The organism is Salinicoccus halodurans, from assembly GCF_900114445.1.
GTDB classification, from domain to species: domain Bacteria; phylum Bacillota; class Bacilli; order Staphylococcales; family Salinicoccaceae; genus Salinicoccus; species Salinicoccus halodurans.
In genome coordinates, this window is record NZ_FOTB01000001.1 from 474562 (window position 1) to 497949 (window position 23388).

General features: G+C 45.5%; 24 protein-coding genes and 2 riboswitches. Of the genes, 22 read left to right on the forward strand and 2 right to left on the reverse strand.

Annotation, left to right across the window (positions count from 1 at the left end):
* Positions 1 to 58 precede the first annotated feature (58 nt).
* Together BM271_RS02320 and BM271_RS02325 are read left to right on the forward strand one after the other, a co-directional pair.
* Positions 59 to 1054 (forward strand): ABC transporter substrate-binding protein, encoded by a 996-nt coding sequence (locus BM271_RS02320; RefSeq protein ID WP_234960373.1) that lies wholly within the window; start codon positions 59 to 61, stop codon positions 1052 to 1054.
* Positions 1055 to 1207: 153 nt separating this feature from the next.
* The gene (locus BM271_RS02325) at positions 1208 to 2740 is read left to right on the forward strand and encodes an AbgT family transporter (RefSeq protein WP_046790031.1); all 1533 of its coding nucleotides are present in this window, start codon (positions 1208 to 1210) and stop codon (positions 2738 to 2740) included.
* 61 nt (positions 2741 to 2801) lie between these two features.
* Here BM271_RS02325 and BM271_RS02330 read toward each other — a convergent pair whose 3' ends face one another.
* Entirely contained in the window at positions 2802 to 3854 is a 1053-nt protein-coding gene (locus BM271_RS02330; RefSeq protein ID WP_046790032.1) for a homocysteine S-methyltransferase family protein, read from the reverse strand.
* Between the two features lie 108 nt (positions 3855 to 3962).
* Positions 3963 to 4063, reverse strand: a riboswitch (SAM riboswitch).
* Between the two features lie 164 nt (positions 4064 to 4227).
* Positions 4228 to 4323, forward strand: a riboswitch (TPP riboswitch).
* A 107-nt stretch (positions 4324 to 4430) separates the two neighbouring features.
* On the opposite strand from BM271_RS02330, the gene BM271_RS02335 reads away from it, so the two are divergent.
* The 9 genes from BM271_RS02335 (at position 4431) to BM271_RS02375 (ending at position 13167) form a co-directional block, all read left to right on the forward strand.
* Positions 4431 to 5045, forward strand: coding sequence for a thiamine phosphate synthase (locus BM271_RS02335; protein ID WP_046790033.1), 615 nt, complete (start codon positions 4431 to 4433; stop codon positions 5043 to 5045).
* A 5-nt stretch (positions 5046 to 5050) separates the two neighbouring features.
* Positions 5051 to 6172: a glycine oxidase ThiO gene (thiO, locus tag BM271_RS02340; RefSeq protein ID WP_158462226.1), complete on the forward strand. Its 1122-nt coding sequence runs from the start codon at positions 5051 to 5053 to the stop codon at positions 6170 to 6172.
* A gap of 2 nt (positions 6173 to 6174) precedes the next feature.
* Positions 6175 to 6378 (forward strand): sulfur carrier protein ThiS, encoded by a 204-nt coding sequence (gene thiS / locus BM271_RS02345; protein ID WP_046790035.1) that lies wholly within the window; start codon positions 6175 to 6177, stop codon positions 6376 to 6378.
* A gap of 2 nt (positions 6379 to 6380) precedes the next feature.
* A complete protein-coding gene (locus BM271_RS02350; protein ID WP_074924525.1) occupies positions 6381 to 7151 on the forward strand; it encodes a thiazole synthase in 771 nt (256 codons plus the stop codon).
* The gene (locus BM271_RS02355; protein WP_046790037.1) at positions 7138 to 8163 is read left to right on the forward strand and encodes a ThiF family adenylyltransferase; all 1026 of its coding nucleotides are present in this window, start codon (positions 7138 to 7140) and stop codon (positions 8161 to 8163) included. The genes BM271_RS02350 and BM271_RS02355 overlap by 14 nt, the downstream gene beginning before the upstream one ends.
* A 175-nt stretch (positions 8164 to 8338) precedes the next feature.
* Positions 8339 to 10114: an ABC transporter transmembrane domain-containing protein gene (locus BM271_RS02360; RefSeq protein ID WP_046790038.1), complete on the forward strand. Its 1776-nt coding sequence runs from the start codon at positions 8339 to 8341 to the stop codon at positions 10112 to 10114.
* Entirely contained in the window at positions 10114 to 11886 is a 1773-nt protein-coding gene (locus BM271_RS02365; protein WP_046790039.1) for an ABC transporter ATP-binding protein, read from the forward strand. Before BM271_RS02360 ends, BM271_RS02365 begins: the two co-directional genes overlap by 1 nt.
* 88 nt (positions 11887 to 11974) lie before the next feature.
* A complete protein-coding gene (locus tag BM271_RS02370) occupies positions 11975 to 12679 on the forward strand; it encodes a cytochrome c biogenesis CcdA family protein (protein ID WP_046790040.1) in 705 nt (234 codons plus the stop codon).
* A gap of 2 nt (positions 12680 to 12681) precedes the next feature.
* Entirely contained in the window at positions 12682 to 13167 is a 486-nt protein-coding gene (locus tag BM271_RS02375) for a CcdC family protein (protein ID WP_046790041.1), read from the forward strand.
* On the opposite strand, the gene BM271_RS02380 is transcribed toward BM271_RS02375, so the two are convergent.
* The gene (locus tag BM271_RS02380) at positions 13159 to 13653 is read right to left on the reverse strand and encodes a DUF2621 domain-containing protein (RefSeq protein WP_046790042.1); all 495 of its coding nucleotides are present in this window, start codon (positions 13651 to 13653) and stop codon (positions 13159 to 13161) included. The two genes, BM271_RS02375 and BM271_RS02380, sit on opposite strands and share 9 nt — an antisense overlap.
* A 91-nt stretch (positions 13654 to 13744) precedes the next feature.
* Here BM271_RS02380 and BM271_RS02385 point away from each other — a divergent pair, with 91 nt between their 5' ends.
* The 11 genes from BM271_RS02385 (at position 13745) to BM271_RS02435 (ending at position 23307) form a co-directional block, all read left to right on the forward strand.
* Positions 13745 to 13945 carry a DUF1659 domain-containing protein gene (locus tag BM271_RS02385; RefSeq protein ID WP_046790043.1) on the forward strand — a complete coding sequence of 67 codons (201 nt, stop codon included), beginning with the start codon at positions 13745 to 13747 and terminating at the stop codon, positions 13943 to 13945.
* Between the two features lie 28 nt (positions 13946 to 13973).
* On the forward strand, positions 13974 to 14186 hold the full coding sequence (locus tag BM271_RS02390) for a DUF2922 domain-containing protein (protein ID WP_046790044.1): 213 nt from the start codon (positions 13974 to 13976) through the stop codon (positions 14184 to 14186).
* A gap of 2 nt (positions 14187 to 14188) precedes the next feature.
* Positions 14189 to 14308 (forward strand): YvrJ family protein, encoded by a 120-nt coding sequence (locus BM271_RS02395; RefSeq protein WP_074924526.1) that lies wholly within the window; start codon positions 14189 to 14191, stop codon positions 14306 to 14308.
* Between the two features lie 66 nt (positions 14309 to 14374).
* Positions 14375 to 15502 carry an exonuclease SbcCD subunit D gene (locus tag BM271_RS02400; protein WP_234960374.1) on the forward strand — a complete coding sequence of 376 codons (1128 nt, stop codon included), beginning with the start codon at positions 14375 to 14377 and terminating at the stop codon, positions 15500 to 15502.
* Positions 15489 to 18503 (forward strand): AAA family ATPase, encoded by a 3015-nt coding sequence (locus BM271_RS02405; protein WP_046790046.1) that lies wholly within the window; start codon positions 15489 to 15491, stop codon positions 18501 to 18503. The genes BM271_RS02400 and BM271_RS02405 overlap by 14 nt, the downstream gene beginning before the upstream one ends.
* 170 nt (positions 18504 to 18673) lie before the next feature.
* Positions 18674 to 19285 (forward strand): SCO family protein, encoded by a 612-nt coding sequence (locus BM271_RS02410; RefSeq protein WP_046790047.1) that lies wholly within the window; start codon positions 18674 to 18676, stop codon positions 19283 to 19285.
* A gap of 92 nt (positions 19286 to 19377) precedes the next feature.
* Complete coding sequence (locus BM271_RS02415; protein WP_046790048.1) at positions 19378 to 20319, forward strand: nucleoside hydrolase; 942 nt, start codon at positions 19378 to 19380, stop codon at positions 20317 to 20319.
* 243 nt (positions 20320 to 20562) lie between these two features.
* Positions 20563 to 21045: an RrF2 family transcriptional regulator gene (locus BM271_RS02420; protein ID WP_046790049.1), complete on the forward strand. Its 483-nt coding sequence runs from the start codon at positions 20563 to 20565 to the stop codon at positions 21043 to 21045.
* A gap of 24 nt (positions 21046 to 21069) precedes the next feature.
* Entirely contained in the window at positions 21070 to 22041 is a 972-nt protein-coding gene (locus tag BM271_RS02425) for an LLM class oxidoreductase (RefSeq protein ID WP_046790050.1), read from the forward strand.
* Positions 22042 to 22058: 17 nt separating this feature from the next.
* A complete protein-coding gene (locus tag BM271_RS02430; protein WP_046790051.1) occupies positions 22059 to 22292 on the forward strand; it encodes a DUF896 domain-containing protein in 234 nt (77 codons plus the stop codon).
* 22 nt (positions 22293 to 22314) lie between these two features.
* Positions 22315 to 23307, forward strand: coding sequence for an LLM class flavin-dependent oxidoreductase (locus BM271_RS02435; protein ID WP_046790052.1), 993 nt, complete (start codon positions 22315 to 22317; stop codon positions 23305 to 23307).
* The last annotated feature ends 81 nt before the right edge of the window (positions 23308 to 23388 follow it).

Genomic DNA, 23388 nt, shown 5'->3' on the forward strand with positions numbered 1-23388 from the left:
TTACCATTTTTCAAAATATTAATTGATTGAGCATAAACATTCAGGAGGGGGATATGAAATGAACAAGAAGTATTTTATACTTTTCTTTGTTCTTGTACTGACACTGGCACTTGCTGCTTGTACTGATGATTCATCAGTGGACAGCGATGTCGAAGAGAGTACGGGGGGAGAAGAAGGATCTGATGAAAATGCAACTGGAGACGGCGGAGGCAAAGATCTGAACATTGCGATGATGGATGATGTGGTCACGTTGGATCCGCATGGCAGTAATGATTCAGCTTCAGCACAGGTCAGAAGGAATATTTACGAGACCTTAGTGTTCCAGGAATCAGACATGGCGCTTGCTCCGGGACTTGCTGAAGAGTGGGAAGCAGCTGAAGACGATGTTTGGAATATGAAACTGAGAGAAGGGACAACATTCCACAACGGTTCTGAGTTCACGGCAGAAGATGTCAAAGCGACACTTGACCGGGTCCGGGATACGGCAGTTGCATCGGAAGTTGCCTTCCTTTTCGAAATGATCGATGAGGTCGAAGTGGTCGGGGATTACGAAGTCAATCTACATACAGAATTTCCGTTCGCACCACTTCCAAGTCATCTTGCCCATAATACGGCAGGAATCATGAGCAAAGAGCTGATCGATCAGGATTATCAGGCGGCACTCGATGAAGCAGGTGTTGAGATGACTGCTGACGAATATTACGAACTGCGTGCTGAAGGCGGTTCTGAGTATGAGGATGTTGCGGAACAGATTTCTGAATACACCGGGGGAGTCATCGGTTCACAAAGTGACGGGACGAATCATCTGATGCTGCAATCGAGAACTTCAGGTGAAGAGACTGTTCTTGAGAAATTCGATGATTTCCAGGGTGGAGACCGCAGCTTCGAAACAGTCACTTTCCGTGTAATTCCAGAGAACGGTGCACGCATGGCCGAGCTTGAAACAGGCGGCATACAAATTGCAGGAGACGTCGATTCAAGCAGTGCCGTACGTGTTGTAGAACTTGATCCAGTCGGAAACATTCGAATTGAAAATGTTTCATTTGTAGAATAACGATAACTTTGTCCAAAGGCTTTTACAGTCTTTGGACTATTTTTATGCAGAAGTGTTTACATTCCTACTGAATTTATATACTATCAGTTTATTGTCTTTTTAGTTATATTTTATCGTATAGTTAATAATAGTAATTAAAATGGGAGCAATGTTATGAAAAAGAATAATAGAATGGTGAAAATCCTGAATTGGATAGAAAATACAGGGAATAAACTCCCGCATCCGGTGACCATTTTTGCACTTTTCACTTTGGCTGTTGTCGTTCTTTCGCATATCCTCTACATGATGGATGTCAGCGTGACTTATAACGGCGTCAATAATGAAACGATGGAACGTGAGATGATTACGGTGGAGGCGATCAGCCTGCTTGTGCCGGACGGCATCGCCTATATGTTCACGAGTGTGGTGGAGAATTTCACGACTTTCGTTGCACTTGGTCCCGTACTGGTTGCTATGCTTGGTGTGGGAATCGCTGAAAAAAGCGGCTATATCAGTGCGTTCATGACAAATACAGTCACCCGGGCACCTTCAAAACTCGTCACTCCGATTGTCGTGCTCATGGGTGTCCTGTCCAATGCGGCAGCATCAGTGGGCTATGTCGTACTGGTTCCGCTTGGCGCAATCATATTTTTAGGGTTCAGACGCCATCCGCTCGCAGGACTTGCGGCAGCATTTGCAGGTGTCTCCGGCGGTTACTCTGCCAATCTGGTATTGGGGACGAATGATCCACTGCTGAGTGGTATTTCAACAGAAGCTTCACACCTGATCGACCCGGGGTATACAGTGCTTGCAACGGATAACTGGTTCTTCATGTTTGCCTCCACATTCATCATTGTAATACTCGGTACACTGATTACGGATAAATTGGTTGAGCCGAGACTCGGTTCTTATGAGGGGAGCCTTGAAGGATCAGATGGCAATGGCATCAGTACATTGGAGAGAAAAGGGCTTCTGTGGGCGAACATTTCAGCTATCGCTGTCATCCTCGGAGTCGGACTTCTCGTTTTGATCCCCGGTGCGCCGCTTCAGGGTGAGGACAAAAGCATCATAAACTCTCCGTTCATCGACAGTATCATCTTCATCATGATGCTCGTCTTCCTTGTGCCGGGTGTAGTATATGGCGCGGTCACCAAAGAGATCAGAAATGACAAAGACATCGCAGAACTGATGACAGACTCTTTGAGTACAATGTCGGGATTCATCGTGTTGATTTTCTTTGCCGCGCAGTTCGTTGCATTTTTCAATTATACGAACCTGGGAACAATCATCGCAGTCAACGGCGCTTCTCTGCTGGAAGCGATGAATCTAAGCGGTGTAACAGTGCTGACGGCATTGATATTCATCACAGCAGTCGTAAATCTGTTCATGGCTGCGGATTCAGCCAAATGGGCGATAATGGCACCGGTATTCGTCCCGATGTTCATGCAGCTCGGAATAGCACCGGAAGTGACTCAGACAGCTTACAGAATAGGGGATTCGTCGACGAATATCATTTCTCCGCTTATGCCGTTCTTTCCGCTGATCGTTGCATTCGCGCAGCGCTACGGTAAAGAGAATGGTATTGGTACCGTCGTGTCCCTCATGCTGCCGTATTCCGTCATTTTCATTATCGTATGGTCAATATTCTTTATCATATGGTACATGATGGGTATATCGACGGGACCGGGAGCGAGTTTGGTTTATTAATAGATATGACTAACAGTATGAAAAGAAGACAAACCCTTTTGATAGGGGTTTGTCTTCTTGTTTACGCCTTCGTTTTATATTCAGTGATATGTTCCTGCAGTGTTTCATCCTTTCCAAACAGGAAATGCTTATGCATGTCCGGTGAATATTTGGAATTGACCGTCTCCAATCCGACTGCTTCTGCGACAGCACGAAGCATGGCGGGTGAAGCACCGCAGCAAAGTCCGATGTAATTGATTCCTGAATCATGTGCTTCTTTTGCCCACTCCGCAAGCTCATACCTGTTGTGATACAGTGGATCGAGTGCTGTAGGGAACGTTGTGTCCGTTGGAAGATGGCAGCTGCATCCGCCGTCCGGCAGATTGAAGAATGTTGGATTTTCTTCAGTTGTACGATAAGGCAAAGGCAAAGCCCCGACATATCCTGTAGTATTTTTACGTATTTTTTCCAGATAGGGCTGCATAGTATCCGGCCCCCTGAAGCAGTTCATGCCGACAACCAGTGCACCATTCTCCTCGAGGATTTTGCAGGATTCCTCTACGGTATATCCATCACGCAAGATGTTTTCACCCATCAGCCCGAGGGTGATGACAGCAGGCAGATCATATTTTTTGATTTCCTCCAGAGCGATTAATGCCTCTTCATGATAATAGTATGTTTCTCCATTGATATAGTCCACGCCTTCATCTTTACACCATGAAACCATCTCATTGAATATGGACCTTACCTTTTCTTTAGAGGCAGGATCATCAGGATTGAATATATTAGTGTTTGAAATATTGCCGGCGACCAGCGCTTCTTCTGACGGATGTTCTTTTGCGACTTCTTTCGCCAATTTGATTGCATTTCTGTTCAATGGTTCAAGAAGATCCTCTTTGCCGATGATCCTCATCTTTTCACGGTGTGCATTGTATGTGAAGGCAAGCACCACATCGGATCCCGCATTCATATAATCACGGTAGACCTGTTTCAATGCTTCCGGATTTTCAAGTGCCACTTCCGGTACAAATGAACCTGCCTGAAGATAGCCCCTTCGCTCCAATTCGAATAAATAACCTTCACCAACAATGACGGTACCTTGTTCCAGACGTTCCTTTAAACTTCTTTTGCTCATTTCTTTCGCCTCCTGATGGTATTGATATTAATAGCCGGAAGATATTCGGGAATTTAAAATGCCCTCTGCTTTTGAGAAAGAAGAGGGCAATGTATATATTAAAGTCTCCTCTTATCTTCTAGCGTGATGCTACTGGAATTAGCACAGTACTTTATATGCCTGTTGCCGAAGCGTCATAGGGCCAGTCCCTCGACTTCTCTGGATAAGAAAGTGTATCGAATATTTAATTGTTGTTTATCACTATAAACAGGAAAAATGTCAAAGTCAACACTAATTTGAAATATAATTTATTTTCCGAACTTTTAATAAAATAAAGCGGTATACCTTTGAAAGTCTTTCGATGTATGATATTCTGAAACTAGAAAATTAAATAGATGAGCACTGGGGGAGCCTTCTGGCTGAGACGATTTTCGGACCCTTGGAACCTGATCTGGATAACACCAGCGTAGGGAAGTGGTGAAATTTGCTGAATATAATTTATGTAAAGACGAATATATTTTCAAAGCCACTTATCCTTACGGGTGAGTGGCTTTTTTAGTGTTCTTTTCAATCAACGCAGAAAAAAGGAGTAATTGGATGAATGGACAGCTGCATCTTATCAGTGATGGTAATTTTTCAAAACAGCATTTGAATATCTTAATGAAAATTCACGGTGAAATCGATTATTTCCATCTGCGTGAAAAGAAAAAGTCTGCTGGAGAGCTGGTTGAAATTATTAATGTGCTGGAAAAGGGAAATATACCCCTGCACAAAGTGATTATAAATGACCGGATTGATATTTCGGTGATGAAAAAATGTGCAGGTATCCAATTGGCCTATCACAGTGCGCCGAGTACACTAGTAAGAAAAAGCTTTCCGGAAATAATGATTGGACAATCCATACACTCATTGGAAGAAGCGAAGAAAGCAAATGCAAAGGATATTGATTTTCTAGTGTATGGACACATTTTTGAAAGCCGGTCAAAAGTTGGGAAAACACCAAAGGGTGTGTACGAATTAAAATCTATTATTGATTACATATCTCTCCCGGTAATAGCGATTGGCGGCATAACACCGGAACGGGCTGAGGCTGTAATCAATGCAGGCGCTGAAGGTATTGCGGTAATGTCCGGCGTCTGGCAGGCAGATGATCCGGTGAAAGCAGTCAGGGATTATAGAAAAGTTCTGAAGGAAGGGATAATCGAGAGATGATAAAAATGTTTGACCAGATTATCGTGGGCGGTGGTGTGATTGGATGTTCAATTGCATATCAGCTGTCCAAAAGGGGATATCGGGTATTGGTTTTGGAAAGCAGCACGACAGGGTGTGAAGCATCTAATTCTGCTGCAGGCATGCTGGGGGCACAAAATGAATTTACTGAAGAAGGTCCGCTATTCCGATTTGCCCAGGATAGCAGACGTTTATTCAAAGAATTGTCTGATGAACTTATTTCAGAAACTGATATTGATATTCATTATGTCCATAAAGGAATTTTAAAACTTTCATTTGATCAGCAGCAAAATCGGCAATTGGAGGAAATCGAGGCGTTTCAGAAAAGTATGGGTAATCCTGCATATATTCTTTCACGTGCAGAAGTTCTGGAGTTGGAACCCGCTGTTACGTCTGAGGTGGCAAGTGCAGTCTATATGCCGGATGACGGACAGGTATCTGCACCAGACTTAAGCAAAGCATTTTTTAAAGCGGCTCAAAATCGTGGGGCAGTCATTCACGAAAATGAAAGAGTGGTTAATTTACTAGTGACGGATGGCGAAATATATGGTGTAAGCACGATCCATGATACTTACCATGCAGATCAGGTTGTTATTGCAACAGGTGCATTCAGCTCCGGATTGCTCCCGGAAACCGCTTCAACTATACCTGTAAAAGGCGAATGCCTGGAGCTGGAACTGGACACCCCGGTCATTCAGGCGACAGTTTCATCTGACAGCTGTTATCTGGTACCGAAACAGGCAGGAAAAGTGCTTGTAGGCGCCTCCTCCCTGCCGGGTCGGACTGATAAGGAAATCAGTGCCGAGGCTGTTTCGATGCTTTTGAAAAAAGCATTCCTTATGGTGCCGGAGTTATCGAAAGCAGGAATAAACAGATTATGGGCCGGAATTCGACCGGGAACTTCTGATGGTAAACCATATTTGGGAGCGGTGCCTGATGTTTCAGGTTTATATATGTCGGTCGGCCATTACCGCAATGGGATATTGCTTTCACCGATTACAGGGATCTATATGGCAGACCTGCTCACGGGAAAGCGGGTGGATCCATCCTATTATGAAAGTTTTAATGCAGGACGTGTGAAGGAATTTATTGGCAAGGGAGGTGGATGAAGATGAATTTAGTCATTAACGGAAACAGCATGGAACTGGGTGATGAAGTGAGTAGCGTCACCATGTTACTTGAGCACCTTGGGCTGGCAGAGAAGCCGCTTATCATAGAACACAACCAGGACATACTGCAGAAGGAACACTATCGTCAGGTAATGCTTGAAAATGGAGATACACTGGAAATTGTACATTTTGTCGGAGGAGGATAATTATGTTAAAAATTGGACAATATCAATTTGAATCGCGCTTATTTCTAGGAACGGGGAAATACCCGGATTATGATATTCAAAAGCAGGCTGTGGAGCAATCACAAACAGAAGTACTCACTTTCTCTGTGAGAAGGATGAACATATTTGACCCATCCTTACCAAACTTCTTGGAAAAGATCGATCCTGAAAAATATACATTCCTGCCGAATACCGCCGGAGCGAAAAACGCTGAAGAAGCTGTGAGGATTGCCAGATTGGCTGCCGCTTCCGGGAGATGTGACATGATTAAAGTAGAAGTAATCGGCTGTGACAGAACTTTGCTTCCGGATCCTGTGGAAACTTTAAAGGCAACTGAAGAACTGTTGAAACAAGGATTTACTGTCCTGCCTTATACGTCGGATGATGTTGTGCTCGCAAGGAAGCTGGAAGAAGCGGGTGCCCATGCCATCATGCCCGGTGCCTCTCCGATAGGCAGCGGCCAGGGGGTTATTAATCCGTTGAATCTTTCATTCATCATTGAACAGTCGAATGTTCCTGTCCTGGTTGATGCGGGGATTGGTTCTCCTGCTGATGCAGCTTATGCCATGGAACTTGGGGCTGACGGTGTCCTGCTCAATACTGCAGTATCTGGTGCAGAAGATCCGGTGAAGATGGCTGAAGCGATGAAACTTGCTGTCCATGCAGGCAGGTTTGGATACGAAGCGGGCAGGATTCCCAAAAAAGATTACGCTGTGGCAAGCAGTCCGGAGGAAGGTATCAGTGTCAGGAACTAACCGTTACCACCGTCAGACATTGTTTGAACCTATTGGTGAAACCGGACAGGACAGGTTGATGGAGAGTCACGTGCTTATTGTTGGTGCCGGTGCTTTGGGATCCGGCAGTGCCGAGGCTTTAGTACGGGCAGGCATTGGAAAGCTAACGCTTATCGACCGTGATTATGTTGAAGAAAGCAATCTTCAGCGCCAGCAATTATTCAGTGAACAGGATGCTTATGAAAAGCTGCCAAAGGCAATCGGAGCCAAGAATCGGTTGAATGATATCAATAGTATGGTCGAAGTGGAAGCGATCATAGCGGATGCAGGGGCAGACCTGTTATCGGAACTTGCGCCGGCCATTGATTTGATAATCGATGCGACTGATAATTTTGATATCAGGATGCTGGTGAATGACATTTCACAAAAATTCGAGGTGCCGTGGATATACGGTGCCTGTGTAGCCAGTTATGGAATGACTTTTACAATAATACCGGGTCAGACGCCCTGCCTTCAATGCCTGCAGGGATACCTGCCTGCCTCCGGTGCCACATGCGATAGCGTAGGGGTAATCCAGCCGGTAGTGCAACATGTTGTATCTTATCAGGTCACCGAAGCAATGAAACTTTTAACAGGGAACAGAGCACAAATATCCGGAAAATTGATTGCATTCGACCTTTGGAAAAATGAGCACATGGAGATGGAAATAGAAAAGTTGAAGAAACCGGATTGTTCGTCATGTTCCGAAAACAGGATCTATGCCCATCTGTCTTACGGAAATCAGATGAAAACTACGGTGATGTGCGGCCGGGACACAGTTCAGATTCGTCCACAGCATGGTATAGCCAATCTAAGCAAAGTGGCAGAAAACCTGCGGAGTAATAAAAACCTGCAGCTGTCATGGAACCCGTACCTCCTTTCAATCCAGGATGAAAATTTCCGGATTGTCCTCTTTAAGGATGGCAGGGCCTTGATACATGGCACAATGGATGAGATGGAAGCGAAAAATGTATACTATCGCTATATGGGGTGAAAATTGCAAAGAATTTCAATGATGAAAAATATAGATGCGGCTGCTATAAGAGCAGCCGTATTTTTTATGTGTTATTTCAAAATTAAAATCAGACTAAATGATTAGATATATATTATTTCATTTTTCGGAATATATGGTAAAATTTAATCTGAATGGGGCATTGGGGGTATGTATTATGCAGGTATTTGGAAAGCTGGGATGGTTTTTCAAAAGAGAATGGAGAAGTTATATTTTAGGCATCATCATGCTGGTGATGGTTGCACTGCTCGAGCTTGTCCCGCCGCAGGTAATCGGTTTTGTCATCGACCATATCACAAGATCCACATTGACAGGCGGCATTCTGATGCAGTATGTCTTCCTGCTTATCGGCGTTGCAGTCCTTACATATATCTTCAGGTATTTCTGGCGTATCATGATTTTCGGTGCGAGCTACAGGCTGGGGAGAATTTTGAGAAACAGGCTGTACAGGAAATATTCCGAGATGAGTCCGGCGTTCTACCAGAAAAGGCGTACCGGTGATCTGATGGCGCATGCCACGAATGACATCAGGGCGGTTCAGGCCACAGCCGGTGCGGGTATTCTGACGATTGCGGATTCATTGATCACCGGCGGTGCGGTGCTGATCACGATGGCGGTCACAATCAGTCCGGAACTGACGCTGATTGCGATGATTCCGCTCCCACTGATGGTGATCCTGACAAGCTATTACGGCACATTGCTGAACCGCGGATTTAAAAAAGCGCAGGCTGCCTTCAGCAAACTGAATGATAAGACGCAGGAAAGCATTGCCGGCATCAAAGTGACCAAAACGTTCGGGTATGAAAAGAACGACCATGAAGATTTCCGCAGACTGAGCGATGAAGTGGTTGAAAAGAATCTGAAAGTCTCGAAGGTGGATGCATTGTTTGATCCTACAATCATGTCGGTGATCGGCATAAGCTATTTCCTCGCTATTTTATTTGGCGCGCGGATGGTGCTGGATGATTCGATTACAATCGGACAGCTGGTGACGTTCATTACCTATCTCGGCATGATGGTCTGGCCGCTTCTTGCACTGGGATGGTTCTTCAACCTCGTGCAGCGCGGACGTGCCTCCTATGACCGGATTGAAGAAATCATGCAGACACGCAACCAGATCGGCGCAGCGCACAGGATTGAAGATCAGCCGGAGGGGGACATCAAATTTGATATCGGTGCATTCAATTTCCCGGAGGATGACTCCGATGGTCTGAGGGACGTCAGATTTACGGTGGAGAAAGGGACGACACTCGGAATCGTGGGACGGACAGGTTCGGGAAAAAGCGCTTTGCTCCGCCTTCTGCTCCGTGAATTCGACACGGTCAATCCGGAAGATATCATGTACGGCAGACACGCTATCAGGGACTACAGCCTGAAGAGTCTGAGAGGCCAGTTCGGCTATGTGCCTCAGGACCATTTCCTGTTTTCCACTACAATCAGGAATAACATCGCATTCAGCAACCCTGAAATGGATGACGGTGCGGTCGCTGAAGCGGCACGGCTCAGCCATATCCATGAGGATATCAAAGGATTTCCCGAAGGTTATGATACAGTCGTCGGAGAACGGGGTGTTTCCCTCTCAGGCGGACAGAAGCAGCGGATTTCCATTGCCAGGGCTTTGATTATTGACCCTGAAGTATTGATACTGGATGATTCTCTGTCTGCTGTGGATGCAGAGACTGAAGAACGCATCCTGTCCAATATGCAGTCGGAGAGAAAAGGCAAAACGAACATCATCACCGCCCACCGTATGAGTGCGGTCAGCCATGCGGATCTTATTATTGTGATGGAGGACGGCACGGTGATTGAAAGTGGAACGCATGCTGATCTCATGGCATCCCGGGGATGGTATCATGATACCTATAATGCACAGGCACTGCGTGAAGAACTTGAAAGTTCTCTGGATGCACTCGTTGAAAGGAGGGATGAGTAATGGAAGATAACACATTCAATCTCACCTTCCATGATCAGAAACGGGTACTGATCCGGCTGCTGCGGTATGTACTGCCTTTTAAAAAAATTCTTGCTCTTGGTTTTCTGATGCTGATCATTTCGACGGTGGCAGGTGTCGCGACACCTTATATCGTGATGATCTTCATTGATGAGTATCTGACGCCGGGCGTATTTCCTGAATCGGACATCACATGGCTCATCATCATATTCTTTGCCGTTCAGGTGGTGGGTGCGGTTACGACGTACATGCAGATATATCTGTTCCAGTATCTTGCTTTCAGGGTCATACAGCAGCTGAGGATCGATGCATTTGAAAAGATCGGCAGACTCGGGATGGATTATTTTGACAAAGTGCCCGGCGGCAGTGTCGTATCGAGGCTGACCAATGATACAGAAGCGATCGTGGAAATGTTCATCGGAGTGCTTGCGACCTTCCTCATGGCTTTCTTCATGGTGATTTCAAGCTTCGTCATGATGTTTGTCCTGGATTTCAAACTGGCGCTGTTCGCACTCATATTCATGCCGGTCATCGTATTGATACTCGCGGTCTACCGCAGGTATTCGGCAAATTTCTTTTCGCACGCAAGACAGCTTCTGAGTGATTTGAATGCAAAGTTGGCAGAGGGCATCGAGGGCATGAAGATCATCCAGGCTTTCAATCAGCAGAAGCGGCTCAGGAGTGAATTTGAAGAAATCAACGAAGCGCATTATCAGTTCAATATGAAGAATATAAGGCTTGACGGACTTCTGCTCAGGCCGGCCATAAGTATGATCAGTGTGCTGGCAATCGCATTGATTTTATCGTATTTTGGTCTGCTCAGTTTTGAAGGCGGCGTGACAGCAGGTGTCGTATTCGCCTTTATCCAGTACATGGAACGCTTCTTCGAACCGATCAACCAGGTCAGTCAGAATCTGAATATTTTCCAGCAGGCACTTGTCGCCGCAAGCCGGGTGTTCGCTCTGATAGATGACGGGCGGATGGAGCCGGTTCAAAATGAAAATGAGTCATATGACATTACAGAAGGGAAAGTGGAGTTTAAAAACGTCACTTTCAGTTATGACGGCAAAGTCGATGTTCTGAATGATATCTCATTTACAGCAGAATCGGGCCAGACGGTGGCGCTCGTTGGACATACTGGTTCAGGCAAGAGTTCGATCATCAATCTGTTCATGCGGTTCTACGAATTTGAAAGAGGCGAGATACTGATTGACGGGCAGTCCATCAAAGAAATTCCAAAGCTTGAAATGAAGGAGAAGATCGGACTGGTGCTGCAGGATCCTTTCATTTTCTACGGGACAGTGGAGTCGAATATAAAACTGTATCATCCTACAATGACTTTCGAGCAGGTGAAAGAGGCGGCGAAGTTCGTCAGGGCGGATCGGTTCATTCAAAAGCTGCCCGGTGACTATGGCCATAAAGTGATTGAAAAGGGGAGTGCGTTCTCAAGCGGGGAACGCCAGCTCATCGCTTTCGCCCGGACGATGGCCATGGATCCCAAAATACTGATCCTGGATGAGGCGACGGCAAACATCGATTCTGAAACGGAAGAGGAAATCCAGAAGTCACTTTCAAAAATGAGGAAGGGAAGGACGACCCTCGCGATTGCACACCGGCTTTCCACCATCCAGGATGCAGACCAGATCATAGTGCTGAACCGCGGCTCAATCGCAGAAAGCGGCACGCATGATGAACTGATCAGGAGCCGTGGAATCTATCACAGGATGTATCAGCTCCAGAACGGCCAGGGCTAAATGTCATAGAAAGTTCTAAAACATTCCCATAAACTATATAACAACCCCCATCACGTCTGATAAAATGACTATGAATGGGGGTAGTATCATGGGCAGTGAAGTAACGTTTCTCCTTGCATTCGGAGCCGGTGTTCTGAGTTTTATCTCGCCCTGTGTGCTTCCGGTGTTTCCTGCTTTCGTCTCTTACATAACAGGGATGAGCTATAATGAAGTGGAAAAACAAAAATTTAATGCAAGAGCGATATTGCATACACTTTTCTTCCTCGTCGGGTTTAGCCTGATATATATTGCACTCGGTTTTGGTACAGCATTTTTAGGCGGGTTCCTGATCGAGCATGGTAATCTGATAAGACAGCTGGGATCCATCCTGATAATCGTCTTTGGTCTGATCATAACAGGAGTGCTGAACTTCAATTTCCTGATGAAAGACAGGAAAGTACAGTTTAAAAACAGGCCTTCTGGGTTCCTTGGATCCATATTCATCGGTATGGCATTTGCTGCGGGCTGGTCGCCCTGCAACGGACCGATCATCGGTGCGATTTTCGCCATGAGTGCAACGGAGCCGGACAATGCCTTGATTTTAATGATCGTCTATTGCCTTGGTTTTGCAGTGCCCTTCTTCATTTTGAGTTTCTTTGTATCCCGCACACGCTGGATGCTGAAGTACTCTAATATCATCATGAAAGCGGGCGGCATCCTCATGATACTGATGGGAGTCCTGCTGTATTTTGACGGACTGACTCAGATCATCATCTGGCTGCAGCCGTTCTTTGGGGATTTCCAGGGGTTCTGATTATGAATATAGAGAATATTTTATTTATAACAGCCTCCATCATGGCGGTATTCATGGGAATCGGTGCAATAGTAGTAAGGCAGAAGGCGGCAAAACGACCTTTGACGATGAAGAAAATACTGATTCCGCCGGTCATGATGTCAACAGGTGCGCTGATGTATGTATTTCCGTACTTCAGACTGACACCTGTAGAAATCGGCGAATCGATCATAATGGGCGCCGTCTTCTCCGTCATACTTGTGGTTACCACGAGATATGAGGAGAGGGAAGGTGCATTATACGTAAGGCAATCCAAGCTCTTCCCGTTGATTCTTGTGACATTGCTGGTATTGAGGGTAGTGCTGAAATCAATTTTATCCATGAGTATCTCTCCGGGTGAAATCGGGGGCATGTTCTTTCTGCTTGCATTCGTCATGATAGTGATATGGCGGTTGAGCATGTATATTCATTTGAGGGCATTTAATAAGCAGCAGATCAGTTCACTCTGATCTGCTGCTTATTTTTTCTGTCTGCTCGAATATTGAGAATTTCTGCTTCTCATCATCCGCATATTGGAACAGGTCTTCATATGGTGTGTAATCTATCTTCAATTCGTTCAGCTTTTTCTTCATGAACTTATGGTCCCGTTTCGGAGTGGCAATGATGTAGCCCTTCATAATATGGTCGAGCGTAATCGTTTTAGCACCTTCATCCAGTGCGATTTTTGATATCCGTCCCGCAATCCGTTCCTTTGCGACATCCCTGAAAAGCTCGGGTACAGGGGAAACCAATTCATTCAATAATTCTTTCGACTCCGCATGCCACATTGGGAGTGCCCGGTCTATATAGTGATCCTGCCAGTCCAATTCGCTGTAACCATCTTCTTTGGGCATCCGCTTTAGAAACTTCCTGAACATGAAATATCCGCCGATGATCATCAGTCCCAGCATGATGAATGTCCACAGTGCAATCAGCCACATAAAAATGTCGTTCATACGCTCACCTCCTAGCCATTATAAGATTTTAAAGAATAATTGTCCATCTAACAATTTGTGTCGATATATGGTGTGAAAGGAGGTGGCGTACATGATCAAGAGTCTGAGTGCAAAGTTCTACTTCATTGAAGTGGATGGCGAAGGGGAAGAGAAGCTCCGTTTCAGATCCGTAAGGAATCTGGATACGAATGCGACGGACGCGGATATCAACACACTTGCTGATATCTATCAGAATTTGAGCAATGATTTTTATCCGACAGTCGAAAAAGAAGAAGTGTATGTAATCAAGTAGGCAGAAAAATTAGAAGGAGGAAGATTGAATGACTAAAAAATTGGTTGTTGTATTCAACACAGATGCAGACCGTCGTTTCACACTTAACATCAGTAATCCGGCGGATGACCTTACCGAAGCGGTCCTGCTCGAAGAAGCAGGACGCATCATCGCCACTGATGCGCTCGCACCCACGCAGGGCAAGCCGGTATCTGTCCATTCTGCGAAAATCGTAGAACAGAACGTCACTGAACTCATCTGACGATGGAGTGGGCTGCACTGGTCAGCGATGTTGGATTTCCGGCTGTGATCACATTTTTCCTTCTGTACAGAATGGAAAGTAAATTGGATGATCTCATAATATCCATCAGAGAGCTGCACTGAACCTAATCGAACCGTCCCCGAAAATTTACCCGGGGACGGTTTTTCTAGTATAATCATTTTAGTGAGGTGTTGATATTGAAAATTCTACATACAGCGGACTGGCATATCGGAAGACGTCTGAACGGTGCCGACCTGCTTTGCGATCAGATGCATGTGCTGGATCAGCTGATTGATTATATAAAGGAAGAGGAAATAGATCTGTGTGTGATTGCCGGAGATGTCTTCGACCGGAGCAATCCATCACAGTCGGCACTCGGGCTGGTCAATGAATATCTTTACAAAATAAATATTGAGCTCGGTGTACCGGTACTTGCCATCAGCGGCAACCATGACTCAAGATCCAGGCTGGATTACGGGAGCTACTGGTTTGAAAAAAGCAATTACCATATGCGGACATCCATCGAAGATATCCTGAAGCCGGTAATAATCGATGACCATCATTTTTATATGGTTCCTTATATGGACGTACTTGAAGCAAAGCAGTATTTTAAGGACGATACGATCGTTGCCCATCATGATGTATACAGAAAGATCACAGAAGAGATACATGGTGTCATGGACCGGGAGGCACGCAATATACTTGTCGGCCATATGTTCATGTCCAATGCCAAAGCGAGCGAGTCGGAACGTCCGCTTTCCATCGGGTTGTCGGAAGAGGTCGGGGCAGACTTGTTCAAAGATTTTGAGATGGTCCTGCTGGGCCATCTGCATCACCCATTCGCAATTGAGCATGACACTATTTTCTACAGCGGATCTTTATTGAAATACTCATTCTCCGAGGTCAGGCAACCCAAGGGGTTCAGGGTGATTGAAACGGGTGACGGGAATAAATGCCGCTTTGTTCCGACGAAATGCAAATACGACCTTGTACATTACAAAGGCAGTTATGAGGAAGTCATCAATGAAGCGGTGCGATTCGAAGATAACAATGCATATTTCAAATTTGAACTCACAGGCCTTGAAACCGTCAAGGACCCGATGGCTAAGCTGAAAATGATCTATCCGAATACGCTGGAGCTGCGTCCGGTGGTTGAAGCACATGAAAAATATCGGAGTACGGTGGATATCAATCAATCCGATGATGGTGAGATTTTCGATGCATTCATCAAACAGGTGCACGGCGCGGAACTCACGGAGTATCAGAGTGGACTATTCAATAAATTATTCAAAGGTGATGCAGATGAAACCGATTAGACTGGAGATGCATTTTTTCGGTCCGTTTGAAGAGGAATCGATCGATTTTGATTCGATAAAAGACAGCATGTTCCTGATCAGCGGCAAGACGGGATCCGGTAAGACGATGATTTTTGATGCCATCACATATGCTCTTTACGGCACATTGTCCACATCAGACAGGATGGAGGGTTCCGTCCGCAGCCAGTTCGCAGCGGATGGCGATGTAAGCCGCGTAAAACTAACATTTGAAATAAGAGGCAGGCAATACACTATCGAACGGACACTCAGCTATCAGAAGGAGGGCAGGAAGACGCCGGTGCCTCCGAAAGCCGTCATATTCAATGAAGACGGGGAAGTGCTGGAAGGCAGTATAAATGGCGTGAAGAATAAAGTGCTCGACATCATCAAGCTGGACGCAGACCAGTTCAGACAGATACTCATACTGCCGCAGGGGGAATTCAAACGCCTGCTCGTCTCCTCAAGTGAAAGCAAGCAGGAGATACTCCGGACTTTATTCAGAACAGAGCGGTTTGTACATTTTGAGCTCCGTCTGAATGAGCTGAAAAAAGAGAAACTCAGAGACATCGAACTTGTTGAAAGCAGGATTGAAGAACTGTTCAATACGCTGAGTGCAGGCGGAGATTCCGACTTGGAGGCGCTGATCAGTGCAGAATATCCCACAACAGGCAGGCGCATTGAAACAATTGATGAAATCCAGAACAGTCTGGGTGTCAAAAAGAAAAATCTGGACGCTGCACTTGAGAAACTGAAGGAGAATACAAATGTACTGAGGGAGACTATCCACGCAAAGGACAGGCATAATCAGCAGGTTGAAAAACTGCTCCTCACCAAAAAAGAACTGCAGCAGCATGAAGAACGCGCACCGCAGATAGAGGAACTCGAGACAGCTGTAAAAAATTATAAAAAGGTAAGGACCATAGAATATGAACTCCGCTCGGAAAAGGATCTGGACAGACAGAAAGAGACTCTGAAAGAGCGGATCAACACGCTGGACCATCAATATAAAGAGATGGAAGCGGCCGGGGAAACGCTGCAGAAAACGCTCGACAGACTTGAAGAATATAAAGAAGTATATAAGAAAAATGTGAGATGGATCAATGCGACAGAACGCTTCATAGAAGATGCGAGATATGCTGATCTGGATAGCACCCTTGCCAAAAAAGAAGAAGAGAAGACACGCCTGGATGCGGAAAATGAAAACCGGATGGCAGAACTTGAAGCAGTCCAAAAAGAGAATGACAGTATAGAATGGCATCATGAAGAAAGCGAAAAACTCCGTGATGAAAAAGCATATTCTGAATCTGAATCCGGTAAAATCCGGGAGCAGATTGAAAAAGAAAAGAAGAATGCCGAATATGATGAAAAGAAGAATATTCTTCAAAAGGAAATCAATACACTTAATAAAAAATTGGAAGAGACGGAGGCGGAGACGGCACAAAAACGTGAATCCGTAAGCAGCATGTATTCCTCAGAGGATAAGGCCCACATCGAACATCTTGTTGTCCACCTGGCCGAGGGACAGCCTTGCCCGGTCTGCCAGCAGACAGTGGGCATTCTGCCAGAGACACAGGAATATCTGAGTGAAGAAGATGAAGCGGAGTTCAAAAGGCTGGAGACGAAAAAGCAGAATCTGAAGAATGAACTGGATGATGCAAAAAAGAATCTCGGTATCATAATGGGCATACTCGGATCGATGGAACGGCATGATATCAAAGCGCTCGAAGAAAATCTTAAAGCGGCGCTTGACCATCAGACAGACCTCCAGGTGAGAATCGAAGAGGGTAATAAGCGCTATGCCAGGAAAAAACAGCTGGAGGCAGAAGTCAGCAAGCTTCAAAGCAGCATCAATGAAAACAAGCTCCAATTGAATAATGTGACCAACTCAGTGGAACAGCTGAAATCACTTAAAGCGGATTTTGAGGCGCAGACGCAGTTTGAAAATCAGGCTGATTTCGAAAGGGAATTCCATACAAGACGGGATAAAGTAAACCGCTATGAGATTCAGCAGCAGGAAGCAGACCGGAAAAAGCAGCATCACAATGAACAGAAATCACGGTTGGAGGAGAACAGGGAATCCAGTCAAAAGCAACTGGCGGAAATAGAGGAACACCTCTCCAAAGTCACGCCGGTAATCAATGATTTCATAAAAGACAATGATTCAGGAGACAGGGAATCATTGCTCGCCGTCATTAAAAATACGGCCATTGAGAGTGATGAGCAGCAGATAAAAGCATACTATACGCAAAAGGATATTTTGAAAAGCCGGATCACCGATCTGGAAGGAGTCCTTGAATCTGCGGAAACCATTCCATTGGAAGAAGAAAAGGAAAAACTGAGCCAACTTGAATCAGAGGTGGAGACAGGTACGAATGACAACGCCCGTCTGTCTGCAAAAATACACCATAATGAAACGATCAAGGAAAAGATCACGGATTTCGCATCCAGACATGAAGCTGAGCTGGGTGAAGTGAATGAACTGGTGGAGCTCGTCAATGCTGTCTCCGGTAAAAATGAGCAGAAAGTATCATTGGAACGCTTTGTGCTGACGTACTATCTGGATCGCATACTATACATCGCCAATGTCAGGCTGCTCGAAATGACCAGTCATCGTTATGAATTGAGACGGAGTACAGGCAGAAGTAACCGTAAGACAGGACTCGATATAGAAGTGTTCGACTTTTACAATAACCGGGCCAGACATATCTCATCGCTTTCCGGCGGAGAGACATTCCAGGCCTCCCTGACGCTCGCATTGGCATTGAATGAGGCACTGCAGCAGGAATCAGGCGGCATAAGCCTCGATACGATGCTGATAGACGAAGGGTTCGGTACACTGGATCCCGAAACACTTGATATGGCAATCAGCACTCTGATAGAGCTGCAGACCAGCGGCAAAATGGTCGGTATCATATCCCACGTTGAAGAGCTGAAGGAAAGAATGGAAAATATACTGGAAGTCAAAGCAGTGAATGAGCGGAGTACCGCAAACTTCAGATAACCGGGAGGGCAGCCTAATACATCAGGCTGCCTTCTTATTTCATGAGATTCCGAATGTCAATAAAACGCTTTACAGGTGCCACACAGTTTTCACAAAAAGCTATTTTTAGCGCTTGTCCGTGATTTTTTATTTGATATAGTTAGGTTAGGATAATTTCGGAGGTATGTTAGATGAGAAGGCTTTTATTGAGTATTGTTGTTTTTTCCATGATTTTATCTGCATGTAATTCCTCCGGCGTCGAGGTAATGTCAAGGTACGGCAATGAAATAAATGATTTTGAAGTCACCGACGAAAATGGTGAGACATTTACCCGCGAGGATATGGAAGGTAAAGTATGGATCCTGGATTTCATCTTTACAAATTGTGCGACTGTCTGTCCGCCGATGACCTCGAACATGACAGAGGTGGTCAATGAACTGGAAGCAAAAGGTATTGAAGATTACGGCATTCTCAGCTTTACAGTCGACCCCGAGACGGATACGCCTGAAGTGATGAGTGAGTATTTATCACATTATAATGTGCCGGAAGGCACAGAGTGGAAGCTCCTTAATGGCTATGATTATGATTTCATCAGAAACTTCGCAGAGAAGAATTTCAAGACAATCGTGGCACCGCCGCCAAAAGGCAGTAACCAGGTCACCCATGGCATCAGTTTTTACCTGATCGATCAGAATGGAAAAATCCTTAAGGACTACTCCGGTGTCGATACCGGGGATACATCGTTCCAATTGGATGAGATTGTTTCAGATGTGGAGACTGTCGTCGAAGAAGGGCCGCAATAATCATGGATCAGAACCTCCGGGTTCTGTTTTTTTGTCCTTTTTTCATAGATTGGTAAAATGATGAAGAATCTATTATTTTTGGAGGCGCGTTTATGGGAAAGAGAAACGTAATTTTGGATTGTGATCCAGGGCATGATGATGCGATTGCCATCATCATCGCAGCTTCAAAAAGAAGCCATTTAAACATTTTGGGAATTACGACGGTTGCCGGTAATGTTGCAGTGGAGAAGAACACCGTCAATGCGTTAAAAATTTGCGAACTGCTGGACCTGGATGTGCCGGTTTACAAAGGATCACAACGGCCGATGGTCAAGCAGAGTGAGATTGCCCCTGAAATACATGGAGAGACAGGGATGGACGGCCCGGCACTGCCTGAACCCATGAAAACACATGAAGATCAGCATGCAGTGGATTTCATTATAGAAACAGTAAAATCTTCCAAGGAAAAAGTGACGCTCGTACCGACAGGACCGCTTACAAATATCGCCATGGCTTTAGTCAAAGCGCCTGAGATAAAAGAAAACATAGAAGAAGTCGTACTCATGGGCGGCGGCACTTTCGGGAACTGGTCCCCTGCAGCCGAATTCAATATTTATGTGGATGCAGAAGCGGCTCAAGTCGTTTTTGAAAGCGGTGTGCCGATTACTATGTTCGGCCTTGATGTGACCCATCAGGTGATTGCTGATAGTGCTGTCCAGGAAAGATTCAATAAACTGGATAATAAAGTTGCGGTGTTCGTCTCCGAACTGCTGGAATTCTTCGGCGCGGCCTATAAAGACCATTTCGGTTTTGAGGGAGGACCTATCCACGATGCATGTACAACGATGTATCTGCTCGAACCGGAGGTGTTCGGAACGTGCCGTGTAAACGTCAGCGTTGAAACTAAAGGGGAATTCACTTACGGCATGACTGCAGTGGATCTGCTAGGGACAACCGGACTTGAGCCGAATACGCTGTTTGCGGAATCGGTCGATCAGGAGAGATTCTGGAATCTTTTTGAAGAGATATTGATCTCATACGATGAGGCGCTGTAACATAAACAGACCGAAAATTACAGTAATTGGAATCATCATGATCATATGAGGTGACACCCTATGGTTGTTACGTCAAGATTTTTATTATAGAGAATATTATTATGCATCCTCGCTGTCAGAGCGGGGATGTTTCTATATTCAAGCATGGATATTGCTCCCTCAGAAAAAACCTGATACAATCAATTATAATTCGGATAATCATTGTCCGGTTTAATGTATGATTAATGAGAAGCGGTGAATGATATGCAGATGAAAACAGGTGTCGAACAGTCAGTATACGCTGTTCTTCTATTGAATATGCTGCCGGAGAAGGCAGTGCTGCACAGTGAAGTGATCAGCGGACAGATCGGAGCATCACCCACATATTTTCAAAAACTTTTGAGAAAATTGGTAAGTGCCGACCTGATTACGTCCGTGCCCGGAGTGAAGGGTGGATTCAAACTTAAAAAGAACCCGGAAGACATCCGGGTATATGATATTTACGTTGCAATCGAAGGGCAGCAGTCTCTCTACAGTCCGAGCGGCATACTGAATGATGTACTGGAACTTGAGAAGGATGACCGGTGCTGTGTGCTGGGTGAGCTGATGGAAGAGGCTGAGGATTCCTGGAAGTCGGTATTGAAGCGGGAGACCATTGCTTCTTTGTCCGAGCAGGTGGAATCGAAACGTTTTGTGAACCATGTCACTGACCTGAAAAATTGGGTTGAAGAGAACATGGTGGTCTAATGAATATGGAATCAGGTGAGAGTATTGAAGCAGTTTGAATCACATAGAGGTTTTAACAGAACTTTCAAGGAAGGGAAGATGACTCTGGGATTGAACTTTCCTTTGGAAGCCTATAAAGGCAGTTTTCCGGAAATGGATCTGGAGAAACAGGTGCAGCTTGCGAGGCGTGCCGAGGATTACGGATTTGCCTCTTTGACAGTAAGAGATGCACCGTTGTATGACCCGGACTTTGGGGATGTTGGCGGTTTGTACGATCCGTTCATGTTCCTGACTTACATTGCGGCACATACGGATGAGATAGCACTTGCTACAGGCAGTATTGTCACAACTTTGAGGAACCCTCTCCATACAGCAAAATCCGCAGCGACATTGGAGAGTCTGTCAGGGAACCGGTTTTTATTCGGAGCAGCAAGCGGAGACCGTCCGGTAGAATTTCCGGCATTCAAAACAGATATTGATGATAAAGGAGAACTGTTCCGGGAATCCCTTCATGTTATGAGAAAACTATGGAAGGAAGAGTTTCCTGAAATCCAGACAGAACGTGTAAATTTGACGCACGGAGATGTGGTACCGAAGCCGGAGTTATCGGATATTCCTGTTTTCGGTACTGGCTACGGTAGTCAGACACTGGAATGGCTGGCTGAGAATATGGACGGCTGGTTCTTTTATCCGCAGGATTTAAAAGGACAGAAAGAGCTGATTGCGAAATGGCGGCAGGCAACAGAAATGTTCAAACCATTTGCACAGCCGTTGTTCGTCGACTTGTCCGAACGGCCTGGTGAAGCCCCCAAAAAGCGCCAGATCGGTTTCAGGGCGGGACGTAACTTTTTGATGGATTATCTTGATGCCTATCAGGATGCGGGAGTGAATCATGTGATGATCGGACTGAAGGATAGCAGCAGGCCGGCGGAAGAAGTGATTCAGGAACTTGGGGAGTACATTGTACCGAAATTTCCGGCAATAATGAAGCCAAAATTTACGTTTTTCAATAATTAAAGAAATGAGGATAGAGAATGATTATAGGACTCGATAGAATTAATGAACTTGCAAACAAACAGAAAACAACAGGACTGACAGACTTTGAAAGAGCAGAGCAGAAACAATTGAGGGAAGACTATTTGAAACAGATCAGAGGGCAGGTGCTCGATTCCTTTTCAGGATTGACTGTTGTCGATCCACTGGGTAATGATGTCACACCGGAAAAACTGAAGAGAGAGCAGGAATTCGCAAAGTCACTCGATATATAAACAAAGAAAAGGATGTTATCTGATGAGATTAAGTGTGCTGGACCAGGCGCCCGTTACAAAAGGAAATAATGCAGCAGATGCTTTGAAAAAAGCAGAGGAACTCGCAATACTTGCCGATGAACTGGGATATCACCGAATGTGGATGGCGGAACATCACAGTCTGCCGTCACACGTCAGTTCGGCACCCGAAGTCACAGCGGCAAGACTGGCGGCAAAGACAGAAAACATCCGTATCGGAACAGGCGGAGTCATGATGATGCACTATTCCCCGCTGAAAATGGCCGAAGTGTTCAAGACCCTCAGTGCCTTTTCACCGGGGAGGATAGATTTCGGTGCCGGAAGGGCACCGGGCGGAGATGGTCAGAGTATTTATGCATTAGCTGAAGGCAGACGGCCGCAGATGGATAATATGTATGAGAAATTCCAGATTGCTATGCAGTATATAAGTGATGAAACACCGGAAGGTAAATTGTACGGTGCAGTCAAGGCAACCCCGGAAAATGTCGCTTTGCCGGAAGCCTGGATGCTCGGCTCCAGTGGGAACAGTGCTATTGCGACCGGCAAACTCGGTGCGGGCTATTCATTCGCACAATTCTTCAATGGAGATTTGAGCAAAGGGATACTGGATGCATATAAAGAGAATTTCGAGCCTTCTGCTTTAATGGAAAAGCCCGAAATCAATGTATGTTACATGGTCACTGCTGCAGAAACGAAGGAAGAAGCAGAATTTCAGGCGCTGCCGCAGGACATCGCAAGCCTGAAACTCATGAGCGGGCAGATCACCCAGGCCATGACGCCGGAAGAAGCGGCGGAGTATCCGCTCACAGAGATGGATAAGATGCGGATTGCAGACAGACGTCATCTCCACATCGTCGGTTCGGCGGAAGAAGTTGCTAAACAGCTGAAAGATGAACAGGAAATGTACGGCTTCGATGAAGCGATGATATGCAGCATACCGCACTCCCAGGAGAAGCGGCTTGAAGTGTACAGATTACTTGCGAAAGAATTGTTCTAGTCAGCATATATATTAAAATGACACTCTTATTATTTAAAGGGTGTCATTTTAATATCATCTGTTTTTCAGGAAATCTTCACC

What these genes read in the sequence shown, in the direction of transcription:
- thiS (WP_046790035.1), top strand. Translation starts at nt 6,175, where the DNA reads ATGAATTTAGTCATTAACGGAAACAGCATGGAACTGGGTGATGAAGTG.
- BM271_RS02325 (WP_046790031.1), top strand. Translation starts at nt 1,208, where the DNA reads ATGAAAAAGAATAATAGAATGGTGAAAATCCTGAATTGGATAGAAAAT.
- BM271_RS02380 (WP_046790042.1), bottom strand. Translation starts at nt 13,653, where the DNA reads ATGAACGACATTTTTATGTGGCTGATTGCACTGTGGACATTCATCATG.
- BM271_RS02430 (WP_046790051.1), top strand. Translation starts at nt 22,059, where the DNA reads ATGATTATAGGACTCGATAGAATTAATGAACTTGCAAACAAACAGAAA.
- BM271_RS02405 (WP_046790046.1), top strand. Translation starts at nt 15,489, where the DNA reads ATGAAACCGATTAGACTGGAGATGCATTTTTTCGGTCCGTTTGAAGAG.
- BM271_RS02420 (WP_046790049.1), top strand. Translation starts at nt 20,563, where the DNA reads ATGCAGATGAAAACAGGTGTCGAACAGTCAGTATACGCTGTTCTTCTA.
- BM271_RS02435 (WP_046790052.1), top strand. Translation starts at nt 22,315, where the DNA reads ATGAGATTAAGTGTGCTGGACCAGGCGCCCGTTACAAAAGGAAATAAT.
- BM271_RS02360 (WP_046790038.1), top strand. Translation starts at nt 8,339, where the DNA reads ATGCAGGTATTTGGAAAGCTGGGATGGTTTTTCAAAAGAGAATGGAGA.
- BM271_RS02395 (WP_074924526.1), top strand. Translation starts at nt 14,189, where the DNA reads ATGGAGTGGGCTGCACTGGTCAGCGATGTTGGATTTCCGGCTGTGATC.
- BM271_RS02390 (WP_046790044.1), top strand. Translation starts at nt 13,974, where the DNA reads ATGACTAAAAAATTGGTTGTTGTATTCAACACAGATGCAGACCGTCGT.
- BM271_RS02320 (WP_234960373.1), top strand. Translation starts at nt 59, where the DNA reads ATGAACAAGAAGTATTTTATACTTTTCTTTGTTCTTGTACTGACACTG.
- BM271_RS02410 (WP_046790047.1), top strand. Translation starts at nt 18,674, where the DNA reads ATGAGAAGGCTTTTATTGAGTATTGTTGTTTTTTCCATGATTTTATCT.
- BM271_RS02350 (WP_074924525.1), top strand. Translation starts at nt 6,381, where the DNA reads ATGTTAAAAATTGGACAATATCAATTTGAATCGCGCTTATTTCTAGGA.
- BM271_RS02375 (WP_046790041.1), top strand. Translation starts at nt 12,682, where the DNA reads ATGAATATAGAGAATATTTTATTTATAACAGCCTCCATCATGGCGGTA.
- BM271_RS02385 (WP_046790043.1), top strand. Translation starts at nt 13,745, where the DNA reads ATGATCAAGAGTCTGAGTGCAAAGTTCTACTTCATTGAAGTGGATGGC.
- BM271_RS02335 (WP_046790033.1), top strand. Translation starts at nt 4,431, where the DNA reads ATGAATGGACAGCTGCATCTTATCAGTGATGGTAATTTTTCAAAACAG.
- BM271_RS02370 (WP_046790040.1), top strand. Translation starts at nt 11,975, where the DNA reads ATGGGCAGTGAAGTAACGTTTCTCCTTGCATTCGGAGCCGGTGTTCTG.
- BM271_RS02365 (WP_046790039.1), top strand. Translation starts at nt 10,114, where the DNA reads ATGGAAGATAACACATTCAATCTCACCTTCCATGATCAGAAACGGGTA.
- thiO (WP_158462226.1), top strand. Translation starts at nt 5,051, where the DNA reads ATGTTTGACCAGATTATCGTGGGCGGTGGTGTGATTGGATGTTCAATT.
- BM271_RS02415 (WP_046790048.1), top strand. Translation starts at nt 19,378, where the DNA reads ATGGGAAAGAGAAACGTAATTTTGGATTGTGATCCAGGGCATGATGAT.
- BM271_RS02330 (WP_046790032.1), bottom strand. Translation starts at nt 3,854, where the DNA reads ATGAGCAAAAGAAGTTTAAAGGAACGTCTGGAACAAGGTACCGTCATT.